The organism is Pseudomonas sp. 008 (genome assembly GCF_016861935.1).
Classification (GTDB): domain Bacteria; phylum Pseudomonadota; class Gammaproteobacteria; order Pseudomonadales; family Pseudomonadaceae; genus Aquipseudomonas.
This window is the reverse complement of sequence record NZ_BOMA01000015.1, coordinates 56,870-77,039: the sequence shown is the minus strand read 5'-3', so window position 1 is coordinate 77,039 and position 20,170 is coordinate 56,870. Positions and strand designations below refer to the sequence as shown.

Here is a 20,170-nt window from a genome sequence, read left to right as displayed (position 1 = left end):
ATCGGAACATGGCTTTGTAAGCCAGTTCCAAAAGGAAACCAAATAAAATTGGCAACCCCATCTGAAAAGAGGCTGCGCGCGTAAGCGGGCAGCCTCTTCAGGGCGACAGTTAAAAAACCGTCTTATTGCTTGCTGGCAGCCAGCTGGGCAGCAACTTCTTCTGCGAAGTTGTCTACTGGCTTCTCGATGCCTTCGCCTACTTTGAAGTAGGTGAAAGAAACGATTTCAGCACCGGCTTTCTTGGCCAGGTCGCCGACCTTGATTTCAGGGTTCTTGACGAACGCCTGCTCAACCAGGCTCGCTTCAGCCAGGAACTTGCTGATACGGCCTTTGACCATGTTTTCAACGATGTTTTCTGGCTTGCCGGCAATCTTGTCAGCGTTGAGGGTCAGGAACACGCCTTTCTCGCGTTCGATCGCTTCAGCGGAAACTTCCGACGGCAGCAGGAATTCAGGGTTGGTAGCCGCTACGTGCATAGCGATGTCTTTGGCCAGCTCAACGTCGCCGCCCTTGAGAACAACCGCAACACCAATCTTGTTGCCGTGCAGGTAGCCACCAACAACATCGCCTTCAACGCGAGCCAGGCGACGAATGTTGACGTTTTCGCCAACCTTGCCAACCAGAACCAGACGATCAGCTTCACGCGCTTCGATCAGCGGAGCAGCATCGGTCAGTTTGTCAGCGAACGCTTTTTCAATGCTGGCAGCAACAAATGCCTTGAAGTCGTCCTGCAGAGCCAGGAAGTCGGTCTGCGAGTTCACTTCCAGCAGGACGGCGGATTTACCGTCTTCCTTGAGAGCGATTGCGCCTTCAGCGGCAACGTTGCCGGCTTTCTTGGCAGCCTTGATGGCGCCCGAAGCGCGCATGTCATCAATGGCTTTTTCGATGTCGCCGCCAGCCTTGGTCAAGGCCTTTTTGCAGTCCATCATGCCTTCGCCGGTACGCTCGCGCAGTTCTTTGACCAACGCTGCAGTAATCTCTGCCATTTTCAAATTCCTCTTGGATAGGTTTTCAACCATTCCACCCGATCGAACGGGCGATCAATTCTTCCCGAACCACCCTTGTTAGCTGCCGCACGTTACAGATAAAGCAGTGGGCGCCGACAAATGGTTTTCGAGGTGGCAAAAAGGGGGCCAAGCCCCCTTTTTGCTTACTGAGTCAACGCCAGGGCGTCAATTACTCAGCTGCAGCCTGAGTTTCTTCAGCTACGAACTCTACAGTGCCGCCAGCAACATTGTTGCGACCACGGATAACAGCGTCAGCCATCGAACCCATGTACAGCTGGATAGCGCGGATTGCGTCATCGTTGCCTGGGATGATGTAGTCAACGCCTTCCGGGCTGCTGTTGGTATCGACTACGCCGATAACCGGGATGCCCAGCTTGTTGGCTTCGGTGATCGCGATGCGCTCGTGATCAACGTCGATAACGAACAGAGCGTCTGGCAGACCGCCCATGTCCTTGATACCACCCAGGGAACGATCCAGCTTCTCAAGATCGCGAGTGCGCATCAGCGCTTCTTTCTTGGTCAGCTTGGCGAAAGTACCGTCTTCAGCTTGCACTTCAAGGTCACGCAGACGCTTGATGGAAGCACGGATGGTTTTGAAGTTGGTCAGCATGCCGCCCAACCAGCGGTGATCGACGTACGGCGAACCGCAACGTGCTGCTTCTTCAGCAACGATCTTGCCAGCGGAACGCTTGGTGCCGACGAACAGAATCTTGTTTTTGCCCTGGGCCAGACGCTCTACGAAGGTCAGAGCTTCGTTGAACATTGGCAGGGTTTTTTCAAGGTTGATGATGTGAATCTTGTTACGCGCGCCGAAAATGTACTTACCCATTTTCGGATTCCAGTAACGGGTTTGGTGACCGAAGTGCACACCGGCCTTCAGCATATCGCGCATGTTGACTTGGGACATGATAGTTCCTTAATAAGTCGGGTTTGGCCTCCACGTATCCCAATGACCAACCAGCAGCATCAGCTGAAGGCACCCAGGTCATCGTGTCGACACGTGTGTGGATTTAAGCTTTTCAGGGTACCCCGGAAAGCGGCGCATTTTATATCACAAGGCCGGAAAAAACGGAACCCGGATTCTGAAAACCTGGCGAATGCTTTTGATCCCGCCCTTGGAATCCCCCAAGAATGCGCCATCCTATAGAGAGAAGCGATGCACAGAAGCTCAGATTTGCTCTGATCGTCTGGTAGAATTGCGTTTTTCAGGGCCGCGACGATCGTTCGCGCAATGCCCATTTCGTTTTAGAAGGCGCCATTGAGCGCAGAGAGAGCCTGTATGACCGTCACCCTCAAAACCCCAGAGGACATCGCAAAAATGCGGATCGCCGGCAAATTGGCCGCCGATGTGCTGGAAATGATTGCCGATTATGTCAAGCCGGGCGTTACCACCGAAGAGCTGGACCGCATCTGCCACGACTACATCGTCAACGAGCAGAAAGCCATTCCTGCCCCGCTCAACTACAAGGGCTTTCCGAAGTCGATCTGCACCTCGATCAACCACGTGGTCTGCCACGGCATCCCGAACGAGAAGCCGTTGAAGGATGGCGACACGCTGAACATCGACGTCACAGTGATCAAGGACGGCTACCACGGCGATACCAGCCGCATGTTCCACGTTGGCACTGTGCCGGTCTGGGCCGAGCGTCTGTCCCAGGTGACGCAGGAATGCATGTACAAGGCCATCGAACTGGTCAAACCCGGCTGCCGCCTGGGCGATATCGGTGAAGTGATCCAGAAGCACGCGGAAAAGAACGGTTTCTCGGTGGTTCGCGAGTTCTGCGGCCACGGCATCGGCAAGGTGTTCCACGAAGAACCGCAGATCCTGCACTACGGCCGCGCCGGCACCGGCATGGAACTGAAAGCCGGCATGACCTTCACCATCGAGCCGATGATCAACCAGGGCAAGGCCGACACCAAGGTGCTGGGCGATGGCTGGACCGCGATCACCAAGGACCGCAAGTTGTCGGCGCAATGGGAACACACTCTGCTGGTGACCGATACCGGCTACGAGATCTTCACCCTGCGCAGCGACGATACCATCCCGCGCGTTTCGGCCTGATCCCGCCCGCGCCGTTCCCAGCCTTATAGAAAGGAAAGCCAATCGATGCCGCAGGTGGATCCCGAACTCTTCGACCGCGGCCAGTTCCAGGCTGAACTGGCCCTGAAGGCAAGCCCTATCGCTGCTTTCAAGAAGGCGATCCGTCAGGCCCGCGAAGTGCTCGACGAGCGGTTTCGCAGCGGCCGGGAGATTCGCCGGTTGATCGAGGATCGTGCCTGGTTCGTCGATAACATCCTGCAAAAGGCCTGGGAGCAATTCAACTGGAACTTCGAAGCCGACATCGCGCTGGTCGCGGTCGGCGGCTACGGTCGTGGCGAGTTGCACCCCTACTCCGACATCGACCTGCTGATCCTGCTGGACGGCGCCGACCACGAAATTTTCCGTGATTCAATCGAGCGTTTTCTGACGTTGCTGTGGGACATCGGCCTGGAAGTCGGCCAGAGCGTTCGCTCGGTTGACGAATGCGCCGAGGAAGCCCGCGCCGACCTGACGGTGATCACCAACCTGATGGAAAGCCGCACCATTGCCGGTCCCGAGCGCCTGCGCCAGCGCATGCTGGACGTGACCAGCACCGCGCACATGTGGCCCAGCAAGGAGTTCTTCCTGGCCAAGCGCGCCGAGCAGAAAGCCCGTCACCACAAATACAACGACACCGAGTACAACCTGGAACCCAACGTCAAGGGCTCGCCCGGTGGCCTGCGGGATATCCAGACGATTCTGTGGGTCGCCCGTCGTGAGTACGGCACCCTGAACCTGCGGGCCCTGGCCGGCGAAGGTTTCCTGGTGGAGAGCGAGAACGCCTTGCTGGCTTCGTCCCAGGAATTCCTGTGGAAAGTGCGTTACGCGCTGCACATGCTCGCCGGCCGCGCCGAAGACCGCCTGCTGTTCGACCACCAGCGCACGATTGCCGGGCTGCTGGGCTTCGTCGGCAATGACGCCAAGCACGCCATCGAAAACTTCATGCAGCAGTACTACCGGGTGGTCATGAGCATTGCCCAGCTCAGCGACTTGATCATCCAGCACTTCGAAGAAGTGATCCTGGCCCCCGAAGACGAAGCACCGCCGCAGCCAATCAACTCGCGATTCCAACTGCACGACGGCTACATCGAGGCGCGCAACAACAATGTGTTCCGCCGCACGCCGTTCGCCATGCTCGAAATCTTCGTGCTGATGGCCCAGCAGCCGGAGATCAAAGGCGTACGCGCCGACACCATCCGCCTGCTGCGCGAGAACCGTCATTTGATCGACGACGACTTCCGCAACGATATTCGCAATACCAGCCTGTTCATCGAATTGTTCAAGTGCAAGATCGGTATCCACCGCAACCTGCGGCGGATGAACCGTTACGGGATCCTTGGGCGTTATCTGCCAGAGTTCGGCTTTATTGTCGGGCAGATGCAGCACGACCTGTTCCACATCTATACGGTCGACGCGCACACCCTGAACCTGATCAAGCACCTGCGTAAGTTGCAGTACACCCAGGTGTCGGAAAAATTCCCGCTGGCCAGCAAGCTCATGGCCAAACTGCCCAAGCCGGAGTTGATTTACCTGGCCGGCCTGTACCACGACATCGGCAAGGGCCGGCATGGCGACCACTCGGAAATCGGCGCAGTGGACGCCGAAGCCTTTTGTCAGCGCCATCAGTTGCCGATCTGGGACAGCCGCCTGATCGTCTGGCTGGTGCAAAACCATCTCGTAATGTCGACCACTGCCCAGCGCAAGGACTTGTCCGACCCGCATGTGATCCACGATTTCGCGCAGATTGTCGGCGATGAAACCCGCCTCGATTATCTGTATGTGCTGACCGTTGCCGACATCAACGCGACCAACCCGACGCTATGGAACTCCTGGCGCGCGAGCCTGTTGCGCCAGCTCTACACCGAGACCAAGCGAGCCTTGCGTCGCGGCCTGGAAAACCCGGTGGATCGCGAAGAACAGATCCGCCAGACCCAAAGCGCAGCGCTGGACATTCTGGTACGCGGCGGCACCGACCCGGACGACGTCGAGCAGTTGTGGGCACAACTGGGCGATGACTACTTCCTGCGTCACACCGCCGGTGACGTAGCCTGGCACACCGATGCAATCTTGCAGCAGCCGGCCGACGGCGGCCCGCTGGTGCTGATCAAGGAAACCACCCAGCGCGAGTTCGAGGGCGGTACGCAGATCTTCATTTATGCGCCGGACCAGCACGACTTCTTCGCCGTGACCGTGGCGGCGATGGACCAGCTCAACCTGAACATTCACGACGCCCGGGTCATCACCTCCAGCAGCCAGTTCACCCTCGACACCTATATCGTGCTCGACACCGATGGCGACTCGATCGGCGACAACCCGGCGCGGGTCAAGCAGATTCGCGAAGGCTTGACCGAAGCCCTGCGCAATCCGGACAACTACCCAACGATTATCCAGCGTCGGGTGCCGCGTCAGCTCAAACATTTTGCCTTTGCGCCACAAGTGACGATCCACAACGATGCCCAGCGTCCGGTGACCGTGCTGGAACTCAGTGCACCCGACCGTCCTGGGTTGCTGGCACGAATCGGCACGATCTTCCTTGAGTTCGACTTGTCGTTGCAGAACGCCAAGATCGCCACCTTGGGCGAGCGCGTGGAAGACGTGTTCTTCATCACCGACGCCAACAATCAGCCGCTATCCGACCCGTTGCTGTGCAGTCGTTTGCAGGATGCAATCGTCAAACAGCTGAGCGTCAACCAGGAACCCGATATCAAACATTCGCGCATCAGCATCTGAATTAACCCAATCCCCCTGTGGGAGCGCCTGTGGCGAGGGGGCTTGTTGTGGCGAGGGAGCTTGCCCCCGCTGGGCTGCGAAGCGGCCCCAAAACCTACACCGCGATGTATCAGATACACCGCATGCAAAGGTTTTACGACTGCTCCGCAGCCGAACGGGGGCAAGCTCCCTCGCCACAACAAGCCCCCTACACCACATTAGTCCTCCCACATTGAACGAGGCCCCCCATGAACAACGCTCTGAACCAGTTGCAGCCCTACCCGTTCGAAAAGCTCCGCGCCCTGCTCGGCAGCGTCACGCCAAACCCGGACAAACGCGCCATCGCGCTGTCCATCGGCGAACCGAAGCATCGCTCGCCAAGCTTTGTCGCCGAAGCCCTGGCAAGCAATCTGGATCAGATGGCCGTGTACCCGACCACCCTCGGCATCCCGGCCCTGCGTGAAGCGATCGCCGCATGGTGCGAACGCCGTTTCAGTGTTCCAAATGGCTGGCTCGACCCCGCGCGCAACGTGCTGCCGGTCAACGGCACCCGCGAAGCGTTGTTCGCCTTCACCCAGACCGTGGTCAACCGTGGTGAAGACGCGCTGGTGGTCAGCCCGAACCCGTTCTATCAGATCTACGAAGGCGCGGCGTTCCTGGCCGGAGCCAAGCCGCATTACCTGCCATGCCTTGACGAAAACGGCTTCAACCCGGATTTCGACGCTGTTTCGCCAGACATCTGGAAGCGTTGCCAGATCCTGTTCCTGTGCTCGCCGGGCAACCCGACCGGCGCGTTGATCCCGGTTGAAACCCTGAAAAAACTGATCGCCCTGGCCGACGAATACGATTTCGTGATCGCCGCTGACGAGTGCTACAGCGAACTGTACTTCGATGAACAGACCCCGCCACCCGGCCTGCTCAGCGCCTGTGTGGAACTAGGCCGCAAAGACTTCAAGCGTTGCGTGGTGTTTCATAGCCTGTCCAAGCGCTCCAACCTGCCAGGCCTGCGTTCGGGCTTTGTAGCCGGCGATGCAGACATCCTCAAGGGTTTCCTGCTGTATCGCACTTACCACGGCTGTGCGATGCCGGTTCAAACGCAACTGGCCAGCGTTGCAGCGTGGAACGACGAAGTGCATGTGCGGGCCAACCGTGCGCTGTACCGTGAGAAGTACGATGCGGTATTGGAAATCCTCAGCCCGGTGATGGATGTGCAGCGCCCGGATGGCGGTTTCTATCTGTGGCCAAACGTTGAAGGCGACGACGCCGCGTTCTGCCGGGATCTGTTTGCCGAGGAACACGTGACCGTAGTACCAGGCTCCTACCTGTCCCGCGAAGTGGATGGCGTCAACCCGGGAGCCGGGCGTGTGCGGATGGCGCTGGTCGCGCCACTGGCGGAGTGCGTTGAGGCGGCTGAACGGATTCGCGCCTTCATTACCCGCCACAAGTAACCCCTGAATGCCCGTGCCAGGCAATCTGGCGCGGGCACTTCGCATATCAAGTTGCCTGCAATCTTTTCAGCCCCCCTCACCAAAAACCATCGCCAAAAACCATCACCGAGCAGATGCCAACTCAGGCTGTAGAGCTCCAACAACCCCATCCGAAACGCCACCGCCTGCGCTTCTCGCCGAATCGTTGAACACTTCAAACAGACAAACCCGACCACAGCCGACGCGAAACCGTCCGGTCATGGCATAATCCGTCACCTTTTATTTTCAGCACCTGTAAAGGGGGCAATTCCTTGACCGTTTCAAGCAAAACGTTGCACCTTTTCGGCATCAAAGCCTGCGACACCATGAAAAAGGCGCGCACCTGGCTCGATGAACACGCTGTGAGCTATGACTTTCATGATTACAAAGCGGTCGGAATCGACCGTGAACACCTGACCCAATGGTGCGAGGAGCACGGCTGGCAAGTGGTGTTGAACCGTGCAGGCACGACCTTTCGCAAGCTCGACGACGAACGCAAAGCCGATCTCGACCAGCCGAAAGCCATCGAATTGATGCTCGCACAACCCTCGATGATCAAGCGCCCGGTGCTCGATCTCGGTGACAGAACCCTGATTGGCTTCAAGCCAGATATCTACGCGGCGGCACTCAAGTAAGGCAGCCCGTTCCATTTTGTTAGAGGTATCAACATGTCCACTACCCTGTTCAGCCTGGCCTTTGGTGTCGGCACTCAAAACCGTCAAGGCGCATGGCTGGAAGTGTTTTACGCGCAGCCACTGCTCAACCCTTCGGCCGAACTGGTCGCTGCCATTGCACCGGTTCTGGGCTACACCGAAGGCAATCAGGCCATCGCCTTCAGCACCGCTCAAGCCTCGCAATTGGCCGAAGCGCTCAAAGGCGTCGACGCAGCCCAGGCTGCCTTGCTGACCCGTCTGGCCGAGAGCCACAAGCCGCTGGTTGCCACACTGCTGGCCGAAGACGCGCAACTGAGCTCCACGCCTGAGGCTTACCTCAAGTTGCACCTGCTGTCCCACCGTCTGGTCAAGCCGCACGGCCTGAACCTGGCCGGGATCTTCCCGCTGCTGCCAAACGTGGCCTGGACCAGCCAGGGTGCGATCGACCTGTCCGAACTGGCTGAGCATCAACTGGAAGCCCGCCTGCGCGGCGAGCTGCTGGAAGTGTTCTCGGTGGACAAGTTCCCGAAAATGACCGACTACGTGGTACCAGCCGGCGTGCGTATCGCTGACGCGGCACGTATTCGTCTGGGCGCCTACGTGGGCGAAGGCACCACCGTGATGCACGAAGGTTTCGTTAACTTCAACGCTGGCACCGAAGGCCCGGGCATGATCGAAGGCCGCGTGTCGGCTGGCGTGTTCGTCGGCAAGGGTTCGGACCTGGGCGGCGGCTGCTCGACCATGGGCACCCTGTCGGGTGGCGGCAACATCGTGATCAAGGTGGGCGAAGGCTGCCTGATCGGCGCCAACGCCGGTATCGGTATCCCGTTGGGCGATCGCAACACCGTTGAGTCGGGCCTGTACGTGACGGCCGGCACCAAGGTGGCGCTGCTCGACGAAAAGAATCAGCTGGTCAAAGTGGTTAAAGCCCGTGAACTGGCCGGTCAACCTGACCTGTTGTTCCGCCGCAATTCGGAAACCGGTGCCGTGGAGTGCAAAACCCACAAGTCGGCCATCGAACTGAACGAAGCGCTGCACGCTCACAACTAAGCAGAGCGTCAAACGATCACCTTGTAGGAGCGCCGCATCGCTCGCTCCTACAAGGTCAGGCGTACACCCGCCCATGTCACCAGGGCCGAACAACATGATGATTCCTTCTCCCTGGCGCGCCGATTTTCCGGCCATCGCCGCACTGCAACGGCAAGACCAGACCTATCTGGACAACGCCGCCACCACGCAAAAACCTCAAGCCCTGCTGGATGCCCTGGCGCATTACTACGCCAACGGCGCGGCCAACGTGCATCGGGCGCAACACTTGCCCGGCGCCCATGCCACCCAGGCGTTCGAGGACAGCCGCCGCAAAGTTGCGCAATGGCTCAATGCCGGCGATTGCGGGCAGATTATCTTTACCCATGGTGCGACTTCCGCGCTGAACCTCCTGGCCTATGGCCTGGAACACCTTTTCAATCCGGGCGATGAAATTGTCATCAGCGCTCTGGAGCACCACGCCAACCTGTTGCCGTGGCAGCAACTGGCCCACCGTCGCGACCTGAAGCTGGTGATCCTGCCGCTGAATGTCGATGGTTTGATCGACCTGGATGTCGCCGCGCAGTTGATCGGTCCGCGCACCCGTTTGCTGGCGGTCAGCCAGCTGTCCAACGTGCTGGGCGCCTGGCAACCGTTGCCCGCGCTGTTGGCGATGGCCAAGGCACACAACGCGCTGACCGTGATCGACGGCGCCCAAGGCGTGGTTCATGGTCGGCACGACGTGCAGGCACTGGGCTGCGACTTCTACGTGTTTTCCAGCCACAAACTCTACGGCCCCGATGGCCTGGGCGTGCTGTTCGGACGTAACGAAGCGCTGCAACAACTGCGCCCCTGGCAGTTCGGCGGCGAAATGGTGCTGGATGCCAACTACCACGATGCTCGCTTTCGGTCCGCACCGCTGGGGTTCGAGGCCGGTACACCGCCGATCGCCAGTGTGATCGGTCTGGGCGCAACGCTGGACTACCTCGCGGGGCTGGATCAGGACGCCGTGTCCGCCCACGAAGCGGCGCTGCATGACTATCTGCTCAAAGGCCTGGAAGCGCGCAACGGCATTCGCCTGCTGGGCAAACCGCAACTGGCGCTGGCCAGTTTTGTCGTCGAAAGTGTGCATAACTCTGATCTGGCGCATTTGCTGACTGAACAGGGCATCGCCGTGCGCGCCGGTCATCATTGCGCCATGCCGTTGCTCAAAAGCTTTGAACTGGCGGGGGCGATTCGGGTGTCGTTGGCGCTGTATAACAATTCCGAAGACCTTGAGCGTTTTTTCGAAGCACTGGATCAGGCCCTGGAGTTGTTGCGATGACACTGCCCGCGGATGCCGTCACGGCACTGGACACGTTTCAGCAGGCGGCGAGCTGGGAACAGCGGGCGCGGTTGCTGATGCAATGGGGCGACCGTCTGCCCGCGTTGAGCGATGTGGATAAAGTCGACGCCAACCGCGTGCACGGTTGTGAAAGCCAGGTCTGGCTGGTCGGCACGTTGCAGGATGGGCACTGGCAATTCAGCGCCAGCAGCGATGCGCGATTGATTCGCGGGTTGGTGGCGTTGCTGCTGGCGCGGGTCAATGGGTTGTCAGCGGTTGAGTTGCGGCAGGTGGATTTGGCGGATTGGTTCAGTCAGCTGGGGCTGGGTCGCCAGTTGTCCCAGTCCCGTAGCAATGGCTTGAATGCGGTGTTGCAGCGGATGCGTGAGCTAGCGCACTGATCGTTCCCACGCTCTGTGTGGGAATGCCTCCACGGACGCTCCGTGTTCGGCTCTGGAAGGGACGCGGAGCGTCCCGGGCTGGATTCCCACGCAGAGCGTGGGAACGATCGAACCACAACCATCAAACCTGAGGTTTGACCCGATCCGCCGGACGCCGCACGCCCGCCACAATCTTATCCACAGCCTTGGTCGCCGCGACCATGCCAAACGTCGCCGTCACCATCATCACCGCGCCAAAGCCCCCGGCGCAGTCGAGCTTCACGCCGTCCCCGACAAAACTCTTCTGCAGGCAAATGCTGCCATCGGGTTTCGGGTAGCGCAGTTGCTCGGTGGAAAACACGCACGGCACGCTGTAGTGACGGGTCACGGTACGGGAGAAGCCGTAGTCGCGGCGCAATGTAGAGCGCACTTTCGACGCCAGCGGATCGTTGAACGTGCGATTCAGGTCGCAGACCTGGATCAGCGTCGGGTCGATCTGCCCGCCCGCGCCGCCGGTGGTGATGATCTGGATCTTGCGCCGCTTGCACCAGGCGATCAGCGCCGCCTTGGCGTTGACACTGTCGATGCAGTCGATCACGCAATCGATGTTCGGCGTGATGTACTCGGCCATGGTTTCGCGGGTGACGAAGTCCGCCACCGCATGCACCGTGCAGTCCGGGTTGATCCCGCGCAGGCGCTCGGCCATCACCTCGACCTTGGGCTTGCCGACGGTGCTGTCCAGCGCATGCAGCTGACGGTTGACGTTGCTGACGCAGACGTCGTCCAGGTCGAACAGCGATATCTCGCCCACGCCACACCGGGCAACCGCTTCCGCCGCCCAGGAGCCGACACCACCGACGCCGACGATCGCCACATGGGCCGCGCGCAAGCGCTCCATGCCTTCAATGCCATACAAGCGGGCGATACCAGCAAACCGCGGATCTTCTGTACTCATGACCATTACCCCAAAAACCGGCGCGCATTATAGGGCTGTCGGCGGCCAAGAGCATCTTTGCACTATGAACGGCGGTGTCGACTGCTTTAATTGACAAAAAATTGATCGGAATTGGACTACAACGCTCAGGTCAAAGAACTTAAGTCGACCTGGATTGCCCAATGTCGGGCGTTTCCCTGTTCGCTGTACGGTCAGAGAACCTCCAGTGTAGGATGCGCGCCCCTGCCACCTGGCAGCCGGCCGCCAACCGTTCCTTCGTTCCACAGCCTTTGGAACCTGAAAAAGCTATGTCATCGCGTAAATTTGGACTCAACCTGGTAGTGGTTCTAGCAATCGCCGCCTTGTTCACCGGTTTCTGGGCGTTGGTCAATCGCCCGGTCACTGCCCCCAACTGGCCTGAACAGATCTCCGGCTTCTCGTACTCGCCGTTTCAACAAGGCCAGTACCCGCAGAAAGACCAGTATCCGACCGACGATGAAATGCGTCGCGACCTGGAGATCATGAGCAAGCTGACGGACAACATCCGGACCTACTCGGTCGACGGCACGCTGGAGGACATTCCCAAACTGGCGGAAGAGTTCGGCCTGCGGGTGACCCTGGGGATCTGGATCAGCCCGGACCAGGAACGCAACGAGCGCGAGATTCAGCGCGCCATCCAACTGGCCAACACCTCCCGCAGCGTAGTTCGCGTTGTGGTCGGTAACGAGGCGATCTTCCGCAAGGAAATCACCGCTGCCGAGTTGAGCGTGATCCTGGATCGTGTGCGCGCAGCCGTAAAGGTTCCGGTCACCACCTCCGAACAGTGGCACGTCTGGGAAGAAAACCCGAGCCTGGCCAAGCACGTTGACCTGATCGCAGCTCACGTCCTGCCCTACTGGGAGTTCATCCCTGTGGACAAGGCCGGCCAGTTCGTTCTCGACCGCGCCCGTGACCTGAAAAAGATGTTCCCGAAAAAACCGTTGCTGCTCTCCGAAGTCGGCTGGCCGAGCAACGGCCGCATGCGCGGTGGCGCCGATGCGTCGCCGGCAGACCAGGCGATTTACCTGCGCACGCTGGTTAACAAGCTCAACCGCCAGGGTTTCAACTACTTCGTGATCGAAGCGTTTGACCAACCGTGGAAGGCTAGTGACGAAGGCTCGGTGGGCGCATACTGGGGCGTGTTCAACGCCGCGCGTCAGCAGAAATTCAACTTCGAAGGCCCGGTTGTCGCGATCCCGCAATGGCGCGTACTGGCTATCGGCTCGGTAGTGCTGGCGCTGCTGTCCCTGACCCTGCTGATGATCGACGGTTCGGCCCTGCGTCAACGCGGCCGTACCTTCCTGACCTTTATCGCGTTCCTCTGCGGTTCGGTGCTGGTGTGGATCGGTTACGACTACAGCCAGCAATACAGCACCTGGTTCAGTCTGACGGTGGGTTTCCTGCTTGCCCTCGGTGCGCTCGGAGTGTTCATCGTTCTGCTGACTGAAGCCCATGAGCTGGCCGAAGCAGTCTGGACCCACAAACGCCGGCGTGAATTCCTGCCAGTGGTGGGCGATTCGGACTACCGACCGAAAGTGTCGATTCACGTACCGTGCTACAACGAGCCGCCGGAGATGGTCAAACAGACCCTCAACGCCCTGGCCAACCTCGACTATCCGGACTTCGAAGTCCTGATCATCGACAACAACACCAAGGACCCGGCCGTCTGGGAACCGGTGCGTGATTATTGCGAAACCCTCGGCCCGCGCTTCAAGTTCTTCCACGTCGCGCCATTGGCCGGTTTCAAGGGCGGCGCACTGAATTACCTGATTCCGCACACCGCCAAGGACGCCGAAGTGATTGCGGTGATCGACTCGGACTACTGCGTGCACCCGAATTGGCTCAAGCACATGGTGCCGCACTTCGCCGACCCGAAAATCGCCGTAGTGCAATCGCCACAGGATTACCGCGACCAGAACGAAAGCACCTTCAAGAAGCTCTGCTACGCCGAATACAAAGGCTTCTTCCATATCGGCATGGTCACCCGCAACGACCGCGACGCGATCATCCAGCACGGCACCATGACCATGACCCGTCGCTCGGTGCTCGAGGAACTGGGCTGGGCCGACTGGTGTATCTGTGAAGACGCCGAGCTGGGTCTGCGTGTATTCGAAAAAGGTCTGTCGGCAGCGTATTACCACGACAGCTACGGCAAAGGCCTGATGCCCGATACCTTTATCGACTTCAAGAAACAGCGTTTCCGCTGGGCCTATGGCGCGATCCAGATCATCAAGCGTCACACCGCCAGCCTGCTGCGCGGCAAGGACACCGAGCTGACCCGTGGCCAGCGTTACCACTTCCTCGCGGGCTGGTTGCCGTGGGTGGCGGACGGCATGAACATCTTCTTCACCATCGGCGCACTGTTGTGGTCGGCGGCGATGATCATCGTGCCGCAACGGGTCGATCCACCGCTGCTGATTTTCGCGATCCCGCCATTGGCGCTGTTCGTGTTCAAGGTGGGCAAGATCATCTTCCTGTACCGCCGTGCGGTCGGGGTCAACCTGAAAGACGCCTTCTGCGCCGCGTTGGCCGGGCTGGCGTTGTCGCACACCATCGCCAAAGCGGTGCTGTACGGTTTCTTCACCAGCAGCATTCCGTTCTTCCGCACACCGAAAAATGCCGATAACCACGGCTTCTGGGTGGCGATTTCGGAGGCTCGCGAAGAGCTGTTCATCATGCTGCTGCTGTGGGGCGCGGCGCTGGGGATCTTCCTGGTGCAGGGTATACCAAGCAACGACATGCGCTTCTGGGTGACCATGTTGCTGGTGCAGTCGCTGCCGTACCTGGCGGCGCTGATCATGGCGTTCCTGTCGTCGCTGCCTAAACCTTCGGTAGAAGCTGCGCCGGTACCGGCGTAATCCGTTATTAGATAACGTCAAACGGCGGCCTTCGGGCCGCCGTTTTGCTTTAGAATGATCGCCTTTTTCAATGCCAACAAACTCGGTAGGAGCTGCTTCGGCAGCCCCTACATGTTTACCGTGCGCACCTCGGAGTTCTTACATGACGGCCCACGCCGACCTTTCGCCGACCCTTCAACTCGCCATCGACCTGATCCGTCGTCCATCCGTGACGCCGGTCGACGCCGATTGCCAGAAGCAGATGATGCAGCGCCTGGGCGATGCTGGTTTTATGCTGGAGCCGATGCGCATCGAAGATGTGGATAACTTCTGGGCGACCCACGGCAAACATGACGGTCCGGTGCTGTGCTTCGCCGGTCACACCGACGTGGTGCCGACCGGTCCGGTGGCGGCCTGGCAGATCGATCCGTTCAACGCGGTGATCGACGAACACGGCATGCTCTGTGGCCGTGGCGCGGCAGACATGAAAGGCAGCCTTGCGTCCATGACCGTGGCGGCCGAGCGTTTCGTCGCCGACTATCCGGATCACAAGGGCAAGGTCGCGTTCCTGATCACCAGCGACGAAGAAGGCCCGGCCCATCACGGCACCAAGGCTGTGGTCGAGCGCCTTGCCGCCCGCAAGGAACGTCTGGACTGGTGCATCGTCGGCGAGCCGTCGAGCACGACCCTGGTGGGTGACGTGGTCAAGAACGGCCGTCGCGGCTCCCTCGGCGCCAAATTGACCGTGCGCGGTGTGCAGGGCCACGTGGCGTATCCGCACCTGGCGAAGAACCCGATCCACCTCGCCGCCCCGGCGCTCGCCGAACTTGCCGCCGAGCACTGGGACCATGGCAACGATTTCTTCCCGCCGACCAGTTTCCAGATCTCCAACGTCAATTCCGGCACCGGTGCGACCAACGTGATTCCGGGTGATCTGGTGGCGGTGTTCAACTTCCGCTTCTCCACCGAGTCCACCGTTGAAGGCCTGCAAAAGCGCGTCGCCGACATTCTCGACAAGCATGGCCTGGACTGGCACATCGACTGGGCGCTGTCCGGCCTGCCGTTCCTCACCGAGCCGGGCGCGCTGCTCGACGCGGTGTCGGCGAGCATCAAGGACATCACCGGTCGTGACACCAAAGCCTCCACCAGCGGCGGCACTTCAGATGGGCGCTTCATCGCGACCATGGGCACCCAAGTGGTTGAACTGGGCCCGGTCAACGCGACGATCCACCAGGTCAACGAGCGTGTACTGGCGGCCGACCTCGACGTGCTGACCGAAATCTACTACCAGACCCTGATCAAGTTGCTCGCCTGATGCTCGCCTGTCCGATCTGCAGCGAACCGCTGAACGCGGTGGACAACGGCGTGGCCTGTCCCGCCGGGCATCGTTTCGACCGCGCACGGCAGGGTTACCTGAACCTGCTGCCGGTGCAGCACAAGAACAGCCGTGACCCCGGGGATAACCAGGCGATGGTCGAAGCCCGTCGCGACTTTCTGAACGCCGGCCATTACGCGCCGGTGGCCAAGCGTCTGGCGGAACTGGCGGCCGGTTATGCGCCCCAGCGCTGGCTGGACATCGGCTGTGGCGAGGGTTATTACACCGCGCAAATCGCCGAAGCCTTGCCCAACGCCGATGGCTATGCCCTGGACATTTCCCGGGAAGCGGTCAAACGCGCCTGCAAACGCAACCCTGCGCTGACCTGGTTGATCGCCAGCATGGCGCGGGTGCCATTGGCCTCGGGCAGCTGCCAGTTTCTGGCCAGCGTGTTCAGCCCGCTGGACTGGGAAGAAGCCAAACGTCTGCTCAGCCCCGGTGGCGGCTTGATGAAAGTCGGGCCGACCAGCGGCCATCTGATGGAATTGCGTGAGCGGCTGTACGACGAAGTGCGCGAGTACACCGACGACAAGCACCTGGCGCTGGTGCCGGAAGGCATGGCGTTGCAACACAGCGAAACCCTGGAATTCAAACTGACGCTGGTCAATGGTCAGGATCGCGCGAACCTCTTGGCGATGACACCTCACGGCTGGCGCGCCAGTGCCGAACGCCGGACGGCGGTCATTGAACAAGTGGAACCGTTCGAGGTCACCGTTTCGATGCGCTACGATTATTTCGTTCTGCAGTAGTAGTTAGAGAACAACTTTAATTTTTGGTCTTGAGTAAAGGCTCAAGGCCGGCTAAATCCGCGAATGGATTTTTCAGACCCGCAGTGAGGACATCCATGCGCCAACCGGACATCGAGATTTACCTGAAAGACGCCGACGTCGATCACAAAGCCATCGCGGCCTGGCTCGGCGCGGCTCTAGGCCCGTGCACCGACTGGGTTCAGAAAGGCCAGACCTACAAGTGCAAGGCTGGTAGCGTGCCAGTGACCTGGCTGCCCAAAGCCGTAGGAAAATGGAACAGCCTGTACCTGGAAAGCGACCAGACCCCATGGGAAGACGACATCGCTTGCGCCCGCGCTGCATTTGCCGCACTGAACGTCGAAGTGCGTTGTGCGCCGGGTAGCTGGGTCGAGGAAGAAGGTGAGGAAACGGCAGATCGCTGGATTCGCATCAGTGTCGATGGTGAAGAAGAGATCACCTGGAAAACCGCGTAATCTGCGTAAGCATAAATCTGTAGGAGCGAGGCTTGCCCGCGAAGCTTTTAGCGCCAGTGATGACGCCTTCGCGGGCAAGTCGGATCGCCGCACCGCTCGCTCCTACAGGGTTCTGCGGGTTTACAGACCTACAACATCCTCAGCCTGCAATCCCTTCTGCCCTTCCACCACCGCATATTCAACCTGCTGACCTTCAGTCAGCGAGCGATGCCCCTCACCACGGATCGCGCGGTAGTGCACGAACACGTCCACCCCGTCCTGGCGCTGAATGAAGCCATAACCCTTGGCGTCGTTGAACCACTTCACGTTGCCGGTTTCGCGTGTTGCCATCTGTTCATACTCCCTTTTTATTATTGAATGGGCTTTTCGCAGGAAAGCCTTGAGGAACGTCAGCCTGCATCCGACGTCCATTGAAGGGCCTCGGCGACAGACCGCCGAGTATATGACAGGTGCGAAAACTCTCAACAGGAGTTTACTTCGCCGCTTTTTTGCCGATTTTCCGCGAATCCGGCACACTATCGCCCGCCCGAGCAAACGCTCGGTTTTTATTCACTCACGCAGAAGCCGTATGACCCGTTCCCCGTTCCGCCGTCTTGTGTTTGGCACCCTGCGCCGACTGCTGTACCTCTGGGTTCGCTCAGAGACGATCAACCAGTCGTCGTTCACCCTTAACCTCGACCGCAGCCGGCCGGTGTTCTACGTCCTGCAAAATCCTTCGCTGACCGACCTTGCCGTGGTCGATACCGAATGCAGCAAGGCGGGCCTTCCCCGTCCGGTATTGCCGGTATCAGTGGGTGCGCTGGTGGAGCCCGCCGCGTTCTTTTACCTGACACCGGATCCCGACTGGCTTGGCCGTCAGGACAAACGCGGTGCGCCGCCAACCCTGACCCGTCTGGTCAGCGCCCTGAGCCAGAACGCCGCCGAAGACGCGCAGATCATTCCGGTCAGCGTGTTCTGGGGCCAGTCGCCAGACAGCGAGTCGAGCCCATGGAAGCTGCTGTTCGCCGACAGCTGGGCGGTCACCGGACGGTTGCGCCGGTTGCTGAGCATCATCGTGCTGGGGCGCAAGACCCGGGTGCAGTTCTCGGCACCGATCCATCTGCGCGAACTGATCGAACACAACAAGGGCCACGAGCGCACGGTGCGCATGGCCCAGCGGATTCTGCGGGTGCACTTCCGCAATCTGAAAGCCGCGGTGATCGGCCCGGACATTTCCCACCGGCGCAATCTGGTCAAAGGCCTGCTCAACCAGCCGCTGGTCAAGCAAGCGATCCTCGACGAAGCCGAGCGCGAAAACATCTCCCCGGAAAAAGCCAAGGCCCAGGCCTTGCGCTACGGAAACGAAATCGCCTCCGACTACACCTACACCGCGATCCGCTTCATGGAAGTGGTGCTGAGCTGGTTCTGGAACAAGATCTACGACGGGATCAAGGTCAACAACATCGAAGGCGTGCAAAAGGTCGCCCCGGGTTACGAAGTGATCTACGTCCCCTGCCACCGTAGCCACATCGACTACCTGCTGCTGTCCTATCTGTTGTTCCGCAACGGCCTGACCCCGCCGCACATCGCCGCCGGGATCAACCTCAACATGCCGGGGATCGGCGGTCTGTTGCGTCGCGGCGGTGCGTTCTTCATGCGCCGCACGTTCAAGGGCAATCCGCTCTATACCTCGGTGTTCAACGAATACCTGCACACTCTGTTCACCAAAGGTTTCCCGGTCGAGTACTTCGTCGAGGGCGGCCGCTCACGCACCGGGCGCATGCTGCAACCGAAAACCGGGATGCTCGCGATCACGCTGCGCAGCTTCCTGCGTTCGTCGCGCATGCCGATCGTGTTCGTGCCGGTGTACATCGGTTACGAGCGCGTGCTGGAAGGCCGTACCTACCTCGGCGAATTGCGTGGCGCGAGCAAGAAGAAAGAATCGATCTTCGACATCTTCAAAGTCATCGGCGCGCTCAAACAGCGCTTCGGTCAGGTCGCGGTGAACTTCGGTGAGCCGATCAAACTGGCGGAGTTCCTCGACAGCGAACAGCCAGACTGGCGCCAACAGGCACACGGCCCGCAATTCAAACCGGCCTGGCTCAACGAGACCACCAACCGCCTCGGCGAGAAAGTCGCACAGCATCTGAACGAAGCGGCGGCGATCAACCCGGTGAATCTGGTAGCCCTGGCGTTGCTGTCCACCAGCCGCCTGGCCCTGGACGATCGCGCCATGGCGCGGGTGCTCGATTTGTATCTGGCGCTGTTGCGCAAGGTTCCCTACTCGCCGCACACCACCCTGCCGGACGGTGACGGCCGCGCGCTGATCGAGCATGTGAAAGACATGGACCTGCTGTCTGAGCAGAACGATGCACTGGGCAAAATTCTGTACCTGGACGAACAGAACGCCGTCCTGATGACCTACTATCGCAACAACGTGCTGCATATCTTCGCGTTGCCGTCGCTGCTGGCGAGTTTCTTCCAGAGCGCGTCGCGCATGAGCCGCGAGCAGATCCTGCGCTACACCCGTGCGCTGTACCCGTACTTGCAATCGGAGCTGTTCATTCGCTGGACACTGGACGAACTCGATGGCGTGATCGATCAGTGGCTCGAAGCCTTCGTCGAGCAAGGCCTGCTGCGTTTCGAGAAGGACGTGTACCTGCGTCCGGCGCCAAGTTCGCGACATTTCGTGTTGCTGACGCTGCTGTCGAAAAGCATCGCCCAGACCTTGCAACGCTTCTACATGACCGTTTCCCTGCTGCTCAACAGCGGCCAGAACAGCATCAGCGCCGAAGAACTGGAAGACCTGTGCACCGTCATGGCCCAGCGCCTGTCGATCCTCCACGGCCTGAACGCCCCGGAGTTCTTCGACAAGAGCCTGTTCCGTCATTTCATCCAGACAATGCTGGACCTCGACGTGCTGCGCCGCGACGAAACCGGCAAGCTGAGCTACCACGAACTGCTGGGTGAACTGGCCGAAGGCGCGGCCAAACGGGTATTGCCGGCGGAGATTCGTTTGTCGATCCGTCAGGTGGCATTGCATCGCAGTGAAGATGCGGCAGAAACCGATGTGATCACCCCTTAAAGGTAATAAACGGAAAGAACAAGGATGCTCTTTCCGTTTTACACACATCAAGAC

Annotated in this window: 16 protein-coding genes; 12 read left to right on the top strand and 4 right to left on the bottom strand. The window is 59.8% G+C overall.

Translation table 11 applies throughout. From position 1 onward, the window contains the following. Nucleotides 1-122: 122 nt before the first annotated feature. Both tsf and rpsB read right to left on the bottom strand, forming a co-directional pair. On the bottom strand, nucleotides 123-986 hold the full coding sequence (gene tsf, locus JUI81_RS25785; RefSeq protein ID WP_018927018.1) for a translation elongation factor Ts: 864 nt from the start codon (nucleotides 984-986) through the stop codon (nucleotides 123-125). Nucleotides 987-1,176: 190 nt separating this feature from the next. Then, the gene (gene rpsB / locus JUI81_RS25780; protein WP_018927019.1) at nucleotides 1,177-1,914 is read right to left on the bottom strand and encodes a 30S ribosomal protein S2; all 738 of its coding nucleotides are present in this window, start codon (nucleotides 1,912-1,914) and stop codon (nucleotides 1,177-1,179) included. A 372-nt stretch (nucleotides 1,915-2,286) separates the two neighbouring features. Between rpsB and map the strand changes: the two genes are divergently transcribed. The 7 genes from map (at nucleotide 2,287) to JUI81_RS25745 (ending at nucleotide 10,666) form a co-directional block, all read left to right on the top strand. Further along, the gene (gene map / locus JUI81_RS25775; RefSeq protein ID WP_018927020.1) at nucleotides 2,287-3,069 is read left to right on the top strand and encodes a type I methionyl aminopeptidase; all 783 of its coding nucleotides are present in this window, start codon (nucleotides 2,287-2,289) and stop codon (nucleotides 3,067-3,069) included. Nucleotides 3,070-3,114: 45 nt separating this feature from the next. Beyond that, on the top strand, nucleotides 3,115-5,817 hold the full coding sequence (locus JUI81_RS25770; RefSeq protein ID WP_019581026.1) for a [protein-PII] uridylyltransferase: 2,703 nt from the start codon (nucleotides 3,115-3,117) through the stop codon (nucleotides 5,815-5,817). 227 nt (nucleotides 5,818-6,044) lie between these two features. Beyond that, nucleotides 6,045-7,244: a succinyldiaminopimelate transaminase gene (gene dapC, locus JUI81_RS25765; protein WP_018927022.1), complete on the top strand. Its 1,200-nt coding sequence runs from the start codon at nucleotides 6,045-6,047 to the stop codon at nucleotides 7,242-7,244. Nucleotides 7,245-7,534: 290 nt separating this feature from the next. Further along, a complete protein-coding gene (locus tag JUI81_RS25760; RefSeq protein WP_018927023.1) occupies nucleotides 7,535-7,897 on the top strand; it encodes an ArsC family reductase in 363 nt (120 codons plus the stop codon). 33 nt (nucleotides 7,898-7,930) lie between these two features. Beyond that, nucleotides 7,931-8,965, top strand: coding sequence for a 2,3,4,5-tetrahydropyridine-2,6-dicarboxylate N-succinyltransferase (gene dapD, locus JUI81_RS25755; RefSeq protein WP_204125311.1), 1,035 nt, complete (start codon nucleotides 7,931-7,933; stop codon nucleotides 8,963-8,965). Between the two features lie 94 nt (nucleotides 8,966-9,059). After that, on the top strand, nucleotides 9,060-10,265 hold the full coding sequence (locus JUI81_RS25750; RefSeq protein ID WP_204125310.1) for an aminotransferase class V-fold PLP-dependent enzyme: 1,206 nt from the start codon (nucleotides 9,060-9,062) through the stop codon (nucleotides 10,263-10,265). Continuing rightward, entirely contained in the window at nucleotides 10,262-10,666 is a 405-nt protein-coding gene (locus tag JUI81_RS25745) for a SufE family protein (protein WP_019581029.1), read from the top strand. Before JUI81_RS25750 ends, JUI81_RS25745 begins: the two co-directional genes overlap by 4 nt. Nucleotides 10,667-10,787: 121 nt before the next feature. Here the strand turns inward: JUI81_RS25745 and tcdA are convergent, their stop codons facing one another. Next, complete coding sequence (gene tcdA, locus JUI81_RS25740; RefSeq protein WP_371929203.1) at nucleotides 10,788-11,600, bottom strand: tRNA cyclic N6-threonylcarbamoyladenosine(37) synthase TcdA; 813 nt, start codon at nucleotides 11,598-11,600, stop codon at nucleotides 10,788-10,790. A 287-nt stretch (nucleotides 11,601-11,887) separates the two neighbouring features. On the opposite strand from tcdA, the gene JUI81_RS25735 reads away from it, so the two are divergent. From JUI81_RS25735 to JUI81_RS25720, 4 genes are all read left to right on the top strand, one after another. Next, complete coding sequence (locus JUI81_RS25735; protein WP_204125309.1) at nucleotides 11,888-14,476, top strand: glycosyltransferase; 2,589 nt, start codon at nucleotides 11,888-11,890, stop codon at nucleotides 14,474-14,476. 142 nt (nucleotides 14,477-14,618) lie between these two features. After that, entirely contained in the window at nucleotides 14,619-15,770 is a 1,152-nt protein-coding gene (dapE, locus tag JUI81_RS25730) for a succinyl-diaminopimelate desuccinylase (protein WP_028939204.1), read from the top strand. Further along, nucleotides 15,770-16,579 (top strand): putative RNA methyltransferase, encoded by an 810-nt coding sequence (locus JUI81_RS25725; RefSeq protein ID WP_018927030.1) that lies wholly within the window; start codon nucleotides 15,770-15,772, stop codon nucleotides 16,577-16,579. Before dapE ends, JUI81_RS25725 begins: the two co-directional genes overlap by 1 nt. Before the next feature lie 95 nt (nucleotides 16,580-16,674). Further along, nucleotides 16,675-17,052: a hypothetical protein gene (locus JUI81_RS25720; protein ID WP_018927031.1), complete on the top strand. Its 378-nt coding sequence runs from the start codon at nucleotides 16,675-16,677 to the stop codon at nucleotides 17,050-17,052. Between the two features lie 120 nt (nucleotides 17,053-17,172). Here JUI81_RS25720 and JUI81_RS25715 read toward each other — a convergent pair whose 3' ends face one another. Next, nucleotides 17,173-17,382, bottom strand: a complete 210-nt coding sequence (locus tag JUI81_RS25715; protein WP_007940478.1) for a cold shock domain-containing protein — start codon at nucleotides 17,380-17,382, stop codon at nucleotides 17,173-17,175. 238 nt (nucleotides 17,383-17,620) lie between these two features. Between JUI81_RS25715 and plsB the strand changes: the two genes are divergently transcribed. Continuing rightward, nucleotides 17,621-20,116 (top strand): glycerol-3-phosphate 1-O-acyltransferase PlsB, encoded by a 2,496-nt coding sequence (gene plsB / locus JUI81_RS25710; RefSeq protein WP_096479595.1) that lies wholly within the window; start codon nucleotides 17,621-17,623, stop codon nucleotides 20,114-20,116. Nucleotides 20,117-20,170 lie beyond the last annotated feature (54 nt).

What these genes read in the sequence shown, in the direction of transcription:
- tsf (WP_018927018.1), bottom strand. Translation starts at nt 986, where the DNA reads ATGGCAGAGATTACTGCAGCGTTGGTCAAAGAACTGCGCGAGCGTACC.
- rpsB (WP_018927019.1), bottom strand. Translation starts at nt 1,914, where the DNA reads ATGTCCCAAGTCAACATGCGCGATATGCTGAAGGCCGGTGTGCACTTC.
- map (WP_018927020.1), top strand. Translation starts at nt 2,287, where the DNA reads ATGACCGTCACCCTCAAAACCCCAGAGGACATCGCAAAAATGCGGATC.
- JUI81_RS25770 (WP_019581026.1), top strand. Translation starts at nt 3,115, where the DNA reads ATGCCGCAGGTGGATCCCGAACTCTTCGACCGCGGCCAGTTCCAGGCT.
- dapC (WP_018927022.1), top strand. Translation starts at nt 6,045, where the DNA reads ATGAACAACGCTCTGAACCAGTTGCAGCCCTACCCGTTCGAAAAGCTC.
- dapD (WP_204125311.1), top strand. Translation starts at nt 7,931, where the DNA reads ATGTCCACTACCCTGTTCAGCCTGGCCTTTGGTGTCGGCACTCAAAAC.
- JUI81_RS25750 (WP_204125310.1), top strand. Translation starts at nt 9,060, where the DNA reads ATGATGATTCCTTCTCCCTGGCGCGCCGATTTTCCGGCCATCGCCGCA.
- JUI81_RS25745 (WP_019581029.1), top strand. Translation starts at nt 10,262, where the DNA reads ATGACACTGCCCGCGGATGCCGTCACGGCACTGGACACGTTTCAGCAG.
- tcdA (WP_371929203.1), bottom strand. Translation starts at nt 11,600, where the DNA reads ATGAGTACAGAAGATCCGCGGTTTGCTGGTATCGCCCGCTTGTATGGC.
- JUI81_RS25735 (WP_204125309.1), top strand. Translation starts at nt 11,888, where the DNA reads ATGTCATCGCGTAAATTTGGACTCAACCTGGTAGTGGTTCTAGCAATC.
- dapE (WP_028939204.1), top strand. Translation starts at nt 14,619, where the DNA reads ATGACGGCCCACGCCGACCTTTCGCCGACCCTTCAACTCGCCATCGAC.
- JUI81_RS25725 (WP_018927030.1), top strand. Translation starts at nt 15,770, where the DNA reads ATGCTCGCCTGTCCGATCTGCAGCGAACCGCTGAACGCGGTGGACAAC.
- JUI81_RS25720 (WP_018927031.1), top strand. Translation starts at nt 16,675, where the DNA reads ATGCGCCAACCGGACATCGAGATTTACCTGAAAGACGCCGACGTCGAT.
- JUI81_RS25715 (WP_007940478.1), bottom strand. Translation starts at nt 17,382, where the DNA reads ATGGCAACACGCGAAACCGGCAACGTGAAGTGGTTCAACGACGCCAAG.
- plsB (WP_096479595.1), top strand. Translation starts at nt 17,621, where the DNA reads ATGACCCGTTCCCCGTTCCGCCGTCTTGTGTTTGGCACCCTGCGCCGA.